Annotated in this window: 7 protein-coding genes; 4 read left to right on the top strand and 3 right to left on the bottom strand. The window is 71.0% G+C overall.

Features of this window, described 5'->3' with window-relative positions; genetic code table 11:
* The first annotated feature begins 169 nt into the window (after positions 1 to 169).
* A complete protein-coding gene (gene yjjJ, locus K8640_RS27120; protein WP_223749709.1) occupies positions 170 to 1,471 on the top strand; it encodes a type II toxin-antitoxin system HipA family toxin YjjJ in 1,302 nt (433 codons plus the stop codon).
* A gap of 15 nt (positions 1,472 to 1,486) precedes the next feature.
* Here yjjJ and K8640_RS27115 read toward each other — a convergent pair whose 3' ends face one another.
* Positions 1,487 to 2,068 (bottom strand): type 1 glutamine amidotransferase domain-containing protein, encoded by a 582-nt coding sequence (locus tag K8640_RS27115; protein ID WP_223749708.1) that lies wholly within the window; start codon positions 2,066 to 2,068, stop codon positions 1,487 to 1,489.
* Positions 2,069 to 2,279: 211 nt separating this feature from the next.
* Here K8640_RS27115 and K8640_RS27110 point away from each other — a divergent pair, with 211 nt between their 5' ends.
* From K8640_RS27110 to K8640_RS27100, 3 genes are read left to right on the top strand one after another with little or no spacing between them, the layout of a single operon-like run.
* Complete coding sequence (locus K8640_RS27110) at positions 2,280 to 3,446, top strand: sorbosone dehydrogenase family protein (protein ID WP_223749707.1); 1,167 nt, start codon at positions 2,280 to 2,282, stop codon at positions 3,444 to 3,446.
* Positions 3,447 to 3,494: 48 nt separating this feature from the next.
* A complete protein-coding gene (locus tag K8640_RS27105) occupies positions 3,495 to 5,090 on the top strand; it encodes a sodium:proton antiporter (protein ID WP_223749706.1) in 1,596 nt (531 codons plus the stop codon).
* Positions 5,087 to 6,217, top strand: coding sequence for an NAD-binding protein (locus K8640_RS27100; RefSeq protein WP_223749705.1), 1,131 nt, complete (start codon positions 5,087 to 5,089; stop codon positions 6,215 to 6,217). Before K8640_RS27105 ends, K8640_RS27100 begins: the two co-directional genes overlap by 4 nt.
* 237 nt (positions 6,218 to 6,454) lie before the next feature.
* Here the strand turns inward: K8640_RS27100 and K8640_RS27095 are convergent, their stop codons facing one another.
* Positions 6,455 to 7,627 (bottom strand): tetratricopeptide repeat protein, encoded by a 1,173-nt coding sequence (locus K8640_RS27095; protein WP_141330287.1) that lies wholly within the window; start codon positions 7,625 to 7,627, stop codon positions 6,455 to 6,457.
* Positions 7,628 to 7,705: 78 nt separating this feature from the next.
* Positions 7,706 to 9,424: an aldehyde dehydrogenase family protein gene (locus tag K8640_RS27090; RefSeq protein ID WP_223749704.1), complete on the bottom strand. Its 1,719-nt coding sequence runs from the start codon at positions 9,422 to 9,424 to the stop codon at positions 7,706 to 7,708.
* Between the last annotated feature and the right edge of the window lie 86 nt (positions 9,425 to 9,510).

The raw sequence follows: 9,510 nt of genomic DNA, 5'->3' as shown, positions 1-9,510 counted from the left end.
TTACCAACCCTCAGCCCTCTCTCCTCTCGGCCCCCTGCTTGGGCATCCCACCCCAAAAGGGCGAAAGTCGAGTCAGAACGCGGCGCGCGCGCGTCCTGTGTTCTGCTCACGAATCGAATCACTCTTCTGCTCACGGAGGAGGGCTTCGGGAGTATGCGGAGGCACGGGCATGGCCACGGTGGAACAGCTTCTCGCGGCGCTCGGCCGTCGCGGCGATGCGCAGGCGAGCGAGCTCGCCACGTGGCTCCAGGTCTCTCGGCCCACGGTGACACGCTTGCTCGCGGCCGCGGGAGACCGGCTGTGCCGCATGGGGAAAGGCCCCGCGACGCGCTATGCGCAGACACGCTCACTGCCTTCACTCGGCACGCGGCTGAGCCTCCATCGCATCGACGAGACAGTTACCATCCATCGGGACGGAGAGCTCCACCTGCTCGCGGAGGGACGTCACTGGCTCGAACGCGTGAAGGGGGAATCCGAGCTGTTCGAGGGACTGCCACCCTTCGCAGCGGACATGAGTCCCCAGGGCTACATCGGTCGGACCTTCTCCCTGCGATATCCCGAACTCGCCCTGCCCCAGCACGTGGCGGACTGGACCGATGATGACTGTCTGGTCGCGCTCGCGCTGCGAGGCGAGGACTGCGTCGGAGATTTCATCCTCGGCGATGAATCACTCGACCGGTATCTCGCGACGCCCGATACACACGCCACTCCCGACGACTATCCCCGGCTCGCTCGGGCCTCGGGACAGGGACATCCTGGCTCCTCCGTGGGAGGCGAGCATCTCAAGTTCGCGACGCGCGTGAAGGACCGGCACGTCATCGTGAAGTTCGCGGGCAATGACGAAGGCGCGGCAGTGTCCCGATGGAAGGACCTGCTCGTCACCGAGCACCTCGCGCTCGAAGCCATCCGTGACGCGGGGCACGCGGCGGCGTCGACACGCTGGTTCGATGCGGAGGGCTATCGCTTCCTCGAGGTCGAGCGCTTCGACCGCGTCGGCCTCCGTGGCAGACGCGGCCTGCTCTCACTCGGCGCCATCGACAATGAGTACCTCGGCGTGCGCGGCACCTGGACCCAGGCCACGCTGAAGCTGTGCGAGGCCCGCTTCATCTCCGAGGAGGACGCACGCCAGGCGCGGTGGCTCGACGTCTTCGGCCAACTCATTGGCAACACCGACCGACACTTCGGCAACCTCGCCTTCTTCACGGAAGGACCGAAGCGGTTCCGGCTCGCACCCGCGTACGACATGCTGCCGATGATGTTCGCGCCCGTGGGCACGAACCTCGTCGAGCGCGAGTACACACCCCAGCCTCCCAACGCGACCACGCTGGACGTCTGGCCTGACGCCGCCCGTCGGGCCCTCGCCTACTGGGAGCGACTCACCCAGGAACTCACGCTCAGCGCCCACTTCCGCGAGCGCTGCGCGGCCTGTGCCGAGTCGTTGCGCGCGTTCATGCAGACACAACGCCTCTGAGCCCAGGTCCGTGGCTCAGTGCATCGTCGGAGGCTGCTCCGACGCGGCCTCGGGGGCGAGCGGCGCCTCCAGTCGCCGCGCAATCCCGTGGTCCACCTGACGCAGCAGCGCCTCGCTGAACGCCAGCAGGTCCCCCGGGTTGCGCGAGGTGATGACGTTGCCGTCCTCCACCACCTCACGGTCCACCCAGCGCGCGCCCGCGTTGATGAGGTCCGTCTTCAACGACGGCCACGAGGTGAGCGTCCGCCCATCCGCGATGTCCGCCTCCACGAACATCCACGGCGCATGGCAGATGGCCGCCAGCGGCTTGTCCGCCCGGAAGAAGTCCCGAACGAAGCCCACCATGTCGATGTCCATGCGCAGGTGGTCCGGCGAATAACCGCCAGGAATCACCAACGCGTCGAACTCCCGCGAGGACACGTTCCTCACGGCCTTCTCCGGCGTGATGACCTCCTCCCCCTTCTTCCCCTTCACCGGCTCGCCAGCCTCCAGGCCGATGATGACCGCCTCGTGCCCCGCCTGCTTCACGCGGTCGTAGGGCACACGAAACTCCGCATCCTCGAAGTCGTCGGCGAGGATGAACGCGATGCGCGCCATAGGACGTCTCCTTGCTTCACCTGGGTGGGTTGTCCCGTGCGCTGAAGGTGCCCACGCGCCCCACCGCGAAAAAGGAGTGATCGCAGCCCCAGCCCGTCCGCCTGCCCGCCCTGCCCTCAGGGACCCTCTCACCCGATGAACCGTCCACCCCTCCGCACCCGAGCACCCTCGGCGCTGGCGTGAGCGCTCACCGCCGGACATTAATCGCCCCATGCGCGTCTCTCGCCTGCTCGCCCCGAGCCTCGTCGTGCTCGCCCTGTCGGCCTCCGCCTGCCGCAAGAGCCAGTCCCAGGGCACCGCCAACTCCCAGGACTGCGTGCGCGTCGCCGACGACTGGGGCCCGGACGGCACCGTCCCCATCACCGTGGACGTCGTCGCCGAGGGACTCGAAGTCCCGTGGGGCATCGCCTGGCTGCCCGGCGGTGACGCGCTCGTCACCGAGCGCCCCGGCCGCATCCGCCTGCTCAAGGCCGGCGCCCTCCAACCCCAACCCGTGGCCACTGTGCGCATCACCCGCGCCGCCGAGGGCGGACTGCTCGGCATCGCCGCGCACCCGGACTTCACCACGAACCGCCAGTTCTACGTCTACGTCACCACCGACGCCGGCGGACAGGACGAGAACCGCATCGAGCGGTGGACGCTCTCCGAGGACCACACCACCGCCACCTTCGACCACGTCGTCTTCGGAAACATCCCCTCCGCCACGTACCACGACGGCGGACGCCTGCGCTTCGGCCCGGACGGCATGCTCTACGCGGGCACCGGCGACGCCCGCTCACCCGACCGCTCCCAGGATGTGAATGACCCGGCCGGCAAGCTCCTGCGCCTCACCCCCGACGGCCAGGTGCCCCAGGACAACCCCTTCCCCCACTCGCCTGCCTTCCTCACCGGCCTGCGCAACCTCCAGGGCTGGGACTGGAAGGATGCCACCACGCTGTACGTCACCGACCACGGCCCGAGCGGCGAGACGATGCGCCGGGGACACGACGAGGTGAGCCTCGCGCGCCCCGGCGGCAACCTGGGCTGGCCCGGCATCTACTCGTGCGAGGTGCACGAAGGCTGGGTGACGCCGTCGCTCACCTTCGCGGACGCCATGCCTCCCGGCGGCGCCGCGCTCTACACCGGCACCGCCATCCCCGAGTGGACGGGCTCGCTGCTCATCGGAACGTTGGGCTCAAAGCACCTGCACCGGGTGGAGTTCGACCAGGGCAACCCCGCCCGGGTGGCCCGGCACGAGGTGTACCTGCGCGACACGCATGGCCGGCTGCGGGAGGTGAGCATGGGGCCGGACGGCCACCTGTACGTCACCACCAGCAACTGCGACGGCCGAGGCGACTGCGGGCCTCGCAAGGACCTCATCCTGCGCTTGCGGCGTTGACGCACGGGGGCCTTACGGGCGCTCGCGCGTTCTGGAAGACTGCGCGCCGTGCACTTGGAGATGCCCCTCGTCATTGGATTGATGGTGGCAGCCATCGTCCTGGCCATCGCGGCCAAACGGGCGAACATGCCCTACAACGTGGCGCTCGTGGTGGGAGGGCTGCTCATCTCGGTGGGCAACCTGCTCCCCGGCGTGCCGCCCCTCAACCCGGAGGTGGTGTTCCTCGTCTGCCTCCCGGCGCTGCTCTTCGAGGGAGGCATCACCGCGGACCTCAATGGCATCCGCGCCAATGCCCTGCCCATCCTCATCCTGTCCACACTGGGCATGGTGCTGGCCATCGGCGCCACGGGCTCGCTCCTGCACGTGCTGGTGGACCTGCCCATCTGGCCCGCGCTGCTGCTGGGCGCGCTGCTCGCCGTGACGGACACCGTCTCCATCCTCTACGCGTTCCGCCGCGCGCCGGTGCCCTCGCGGCTGTCGGGCATCATCCAGGGGGAGAGCCTCTTCAACGACGGCACCGCGCTGGTGGCCTACGCGGCCATCGCCAGCGTGGTGGCGGGAGCGGCGGCGCCGTCCATCCCCATGCTCGCCGCGCGCGTGCTGCTGGCCTCCGCGGGCGGCGCGGTGGTGGGGCTGGCGGTGGGCATGCTCGGCGGCTTCGTCATCCGTCGCACCGAGGACCCGCTCGCCGAAATCATGGTGACGACGGCCGTGGCGCTCGCGTCGTTCGTGGTCGCCGAGCAGCTCCACCTGTCGGGCGCCATCGCCGCCGTCGTCGCGGGGCTCGCCGTGGGTGTCAGCCTGCGCAGGGAGGCGTCGCCGCAGAGCCAGGTGGCCATCCACTCCTTCTGGGAGTACGCCACCTTCGGGGTGAACACCTTCCTGTTCCTCGCGGTGGGGCTCACCACGAAGCCGCAGACGCTGCGCGACTACGTGCCGGAGACGCTCATCGCGGTGGGCTGTGTGCTCGCCGGGCGCGCGGTGGCCATCTACCTGCCCTTCCTGCTGCTCAAGCTCGCGCGTCCGGCGGAGGCGGTGCCGCCCCGGTGGCAGCACGTCTTCATCGTGGGGAACATCAAGGGCGCGCTCTCCATCGGGCTCGCGCTGGGTCTGCCGGCGACGACGCCGGGGCGCGAGAAGCTGGTGGCCATCGCGTTCGGCGTGACGCTGGTGTCGCTCGTGGGACAGGGCATGGCGCTCACGCGCGCGTTGAAGTGGTTGGGCTTGTTCCAGCAGGACGAGGTGGCGCTGTCCATGTCCGAGCAGCGCGGCCGGCTCATCGCCAGCCGGGCGGCGCATCAGGAGCTGGCGACGCTGCACGAGCAGGGGCTGGTGCCCCGGGCGGCGTATGAGCACCTGCGCAGCGAGTACCAGGTGAGCATCGCGCGCGCGGAGCGGGAGCTGCGCCGGCTCAACGAGCACCATCTGGCGCAGGGCGCGAAGGACCTCATCGCCATGCGGCGGCGGCTCATCGACGCGGAGCGCACGGCGTTGCAGAACGCGCGCAGGAGCGGGCTCATCCCCGAGACGACGGCGGAGCACATGCTGGCGCAGCTGGATGAGCGCACGTTGAACCTGGAGAAGATGCTGCACGGCGCGCACGGCGAGGAGCCGACGGCGGAGCACGGGAGGAAGGCGTCGTGAAAATCATCATCGCGGGAGGGGGCCGGGTGGGCAGCGTGCTGGCGGCGCGGCTGGTGGCCGAGCAGCACACGGTGACGGTCATCGAGCGGGACGCGGGCATCTGCGCGCGCCTGTTCGACGAGGTGGGCGTGGTGGCCGTGTGCGGGGACGCGACGAGTCCCCAGGTGCTGGAGGCGGCGGGTATCTCCTCGGCGGACGTGGCCGCGGGCGTGCTTGCGAGAGACCCGGAGAACCTGGCGTTCGCCATGCTGGTGCGCAGCATGTCGCCGGCGCGCATCATGGTGCGCATGCTGGACACCAGCTATCGCGAGGCGTACCGGCTCGCGGGCGTGAAGGAGCTGGTGGCCGAGGCCGAGGTGGTGGTCGCGAAGATGACCACGGCCATCGACTTCCCGCAGGTGGCGGGCTCGCTGCCGCTGGGTGACGGCGACACGGTGCTGTTCGAGCTGGAGCTGCCCTTGCGCGCGCGGGTGGCGGGGCAGACGGTGGCGCAGGTGCGGGCGATGGAGGGCTTCCCGCGCGAGTGCGTGTTCATCGGCATGGTGGACCCGCAGGGGCGGGCGACGCTGCCGGACGGGAGCACCGTGCTGCGCGCGGGGCACACCATCATCCTCGTGGCGCGGCGGGCGCACCTGGCGGACGCGGTGACGTTCCTCACGGCGGAGCCGGTGGGCACCACGGGCGCGGCGGCGCTGGCGGCCACGCTGCGCAAGGTGGACTTCCTGGCGCCGTTGAATCCGGAGGAACTGGAGACGGTGGCGCGCGGCGCGGAGCACCTCCAGCGGCCGGCGGGCACGGAGCTGTTCCGCCAGGGTGACGCGGGCGAGAGCTTCTACGTGGTGCTCTCCGGCGAGGTGCAGCTCAAGGACACGGGTGGACAGGCCGTGGCCCTGGTGAAGCCCGGGGGCTTCTTCGGTGAGCTGGCGTTGCTGACGGGCGAGCCGCGCACGGCCACGGCGGTGACGGCGACGGCGTGCGAGCTGGCCGCGGTGGGCCGCGAGGACTTCCGCAGCGTCGTCATGGCCAACCCCGGCGTGGCGCTGGAGATGAGCCGCATCCTGGGCGAGCGGCTGTCACGGGCCCAGGGTGGCAAGGCGCACAAGCGGTGGGGGCTCTTCGGACGGTAAGGGCTCGGACCTGAGCGCGAGGCGATGGCGCTGAACCGTCGGCATCGCGAGGCTCGCGTCTCCGGGCGGCACGGGCACCGCGCATGAATCGAGGACCGGAGCGGACGAGGCACTGCGATGCCCCGCCCCCTCGGACAGCGTCTTCTCTGCTCGCGCACGATGCGCTCACCCAGCGCGAGCGCACGAATCGAGGACCGGAGCGGACGGGGCACCGATGCGCCCCGTCGCTCGGACACCTCAGCCCGCGTTGAGCGTCTTCAACAACCGCTCGGCCTGCTCGCGCACCACGCCTTCGCCCAGCGCGAGCGCCTTCTGCGCGTGGTGGATGCACGCCTGACGGTCCGTCAGGAACGTGGCCACCGCCATGTTCAGGTGCGTGGTCGCATCCTCGGGATGCGCCGCCAGCGCGCGCTCCAGCAGGGGCTTCGCGACGGCGTGCTGGTCGTCCTGCATCAGCAGCAACGCCAGGTCATTCACGGGCCCCAGCTCCGTGGGGACCAGCGCCACCGCCTCCTCCATCCGTCGGCGCATCTCCGCGCGCTCACCCAGCGCGCCATGCATCTGCGCCAGCGCCTGGAGCGTCTGCCAGCTTCGCGGCGCCAGCCGCAGCGCCTCCTCGAAGAGCGCCTTCGCCTCCGGGAACTGCGCCGCGCTCATCATCGCGAGGCCGTGCATGTAGACGTAGTTGACGTGCGACGGGTCGAACTGGCGCAGCTCCTGCGCGGTGCGCTTCGCCCCCTCGGGGCTGCCCCCGGACAGGTACAGCTTGAACAAATCCTCCAGCACCGCGCGCCGCAGCCCGCCCTGCGCCTTCTCCAGTGCCTGCGTGCCCGCCTGGATGCCCAGCCCCAGCGAGCCCTGCGCCGCGTGCGCGCGCGACAGCATCAGCAGCGGCATCGCCTCCTGCGGCGCGGCCTCGGACGCCTTCTGGAAGTGCGTCACCGCCGCGCCCGCCTGCCCCTGCGCCAGGCCGATGCGGCCCAGCTCGAAGTGCACGTGCGCGCTGCCCGGCGCCACCTGGAGCGCGGACTCGTACGCGGCCTTCGCGCCCTCCAGATCCCCCCGGTCCAGCAGCAGCCCGCCCAGGTTGAAGCGCTCGAAGTAGCCCGCCGTCGGCGCCGAGGCCAACGCCTTGAGCGCCTCCAGCGCCTCGGCGCTCCCCGCCTGCGCCCGCAGCATGGCCAGGTGCGCCTGGCCCTCCGCGTGGTCCGGCTTCACCTTCAACAGCCGCAGCGCCGCCGTCTCCGCGTCCGCCGCCGCGCCCGTGCTCAGGTACGTCCGGACGAGCCCCAGCAGGCACTCCACGTCGTCCGGGTCGATGGCGAGCCCCTTCTGGAAACTCTTCACCGCCTCCTGCGGCTGCCCCACCTGGAGCAGCCGTCCGCCTTCCCGAGCATGCGTCGATGACATGCGCCGGGTTTATCACGGCGCTGGCGCCCCGACACCCCGAGGCCCCCCGCCCTGCGCTGGGAGAGCGGGTCGTGACACTCAGCGACGCAGGGCCGCCGCCGCGATGCCCGGCACCTTGAGCCACGAGGGCGATTTCTCGAACTGGACCAGCCGCTGTCCCAGCTCACCCACCCCACGGTGCCCCGGCACCCACGGAGGCGCCGGCAGGTTCGTCAGCGGCGCGCGGAGGACCGACTTCTCCACCCCCTCCAGCATCAACGTGTTGTGCACCCAGCCCAGCCCGCTCTGGATGTCTCGCGGCGTCGAGGACGGATGCCCGCCCCACGGCAGCGACACCAGCGCGTACGCCGCCGCGGGCCACGTGTTCACCGCCACCGTGCCGTAGCGCAGCTCGCGCACCGCCTGCTCCACCGCGCGGCAGACCTCCGCGTCCTTCAGCGAGCCCGGATGCACGATGAGCGTGGCGTTCAGCGTGCCCCACACCTTCTCGTTCAGGAACGCCACCGCGCGCGCCAGGAAGGCCACCGGGTCGTCCGTCCCCTCCAGCCCCGTCTCCGACAACACCGTGCACCACGGCTCGTGGCGGAAGACGCGGTCCTGCGTCTGGAGCGGGTCCACGTCGGCAATCAGCGCGTAGGGCAGCTCACCCTCCGCGGCCCGGCCCACCTGGCGCAGGTGCGCGCGGCCTTCGGTGAACTGACGCCAGCGCTGGTCCGCGCCCGGGTAGTACGCGCGCCGCACGGCCGCCTTGCCCAGGCTCGCCTCCACCGCGTCGACCACGCGCGAGCGCGCGCTCCACGACTTCGGCTGCACCAGCAGCTTCGCGGAGTTGCAGTTGAAGGACGCGTTGTTGGCCACCATGCCGGCGATGTTGTCCGCCTGGAAGCGCAGCTCGCCGTCCGAGTACGGCCCCGGCACCACCACCACCGGGGAGATGTTGCCCAGCTCGCTGGTGAAGGGCTTCTTCAGGAGCGGCTCGTTCCGGGCCCGCCGCGCGTCCGACTCGGGCCCCGGCGGTCCCCACACCAGCGCGTCATGCGTCTTGTCGCTGCCGGTGATGTGGACCTCGTCCACCGCGGGATGTGACACCAGCGCCGCGCCCTCCGCCGCTCCGCCGTACACCACCGCGAAGAAGCCCCGGCGCACCAGCGGGGCGAACGCCTGCTCCAGGAAGGGCCCCAGGTAGGCGTTCACCGGGTTCATCTTGAGCACGCAGGCGGTGCCCTCGACGAACAGCTTGTAGAGACAGTCCGCCGGGGGGATGGAGTTGACGTTGCCCGCGCCCAACACCGCGCACAGCCGGCCGCCGTGCGGCTCCCGGTAGAACGCGGCCTGGTGCTCGCGCAGGTTGGCGGCGGTGACGCCGGGCTGGAAGTGGACCTCGCCCTCGTTGCGCGGCAGCAACATCCCCTCCAGCGAGTCCATGGGGAAGATGCGCGCCGCGAGCCTCCCGTCCTCGAGCGTGCGCAGGCGGGAGGCGGGGATGCGGGGGACCCCGTGGTGCTGGATGCCCCGGAGCGAGGCGGCCAACAGGCGCAGGTTGCGCACCACCACCATGGGGCCCGACAGCCACTCCTCACCGGACAGCGGACTGTCGGGTTTGATGCCCTTCGCCTCGCACGCCGCGCGCACGCTCGGCTCCGCGATGGCGACATAGCCCCGCCCCAGCTCCTCCAGGAGGGAGATTCGCTCCGGCAGCGTGAGCTTCACCCAGGAGAGCGAGCCCGACTTCACGCGCTGGATGGCGGACTCGAGCGCTCCGGCGGGGGTTCCCTGCGGACTTGCGGCGAGACTCATCGGACGGGGCCTCCTGTGAGAGGACGGGTGGCTCCTCTCACGGTAGAGGAGCGCTCATCCCCGCGTCCCAGGTGCCCGCCGGCAAC

The sequence above is a fragment of the Myxococcus sp. XM-1-1-1 genome, assembly GCF_020037095.1.
GTDB classification, from domain to species: Bacteria; Myxococcota; Myxococcia; order Myxococcales; family Myxococcaceae; genus Myxococcus; species Myxococcus fulvus.
The sequence above is the reverse complement of the archived record's forward strand: the minus strand, read 5'-3'. Positions and strand labels throughout refer to the sequence as shown.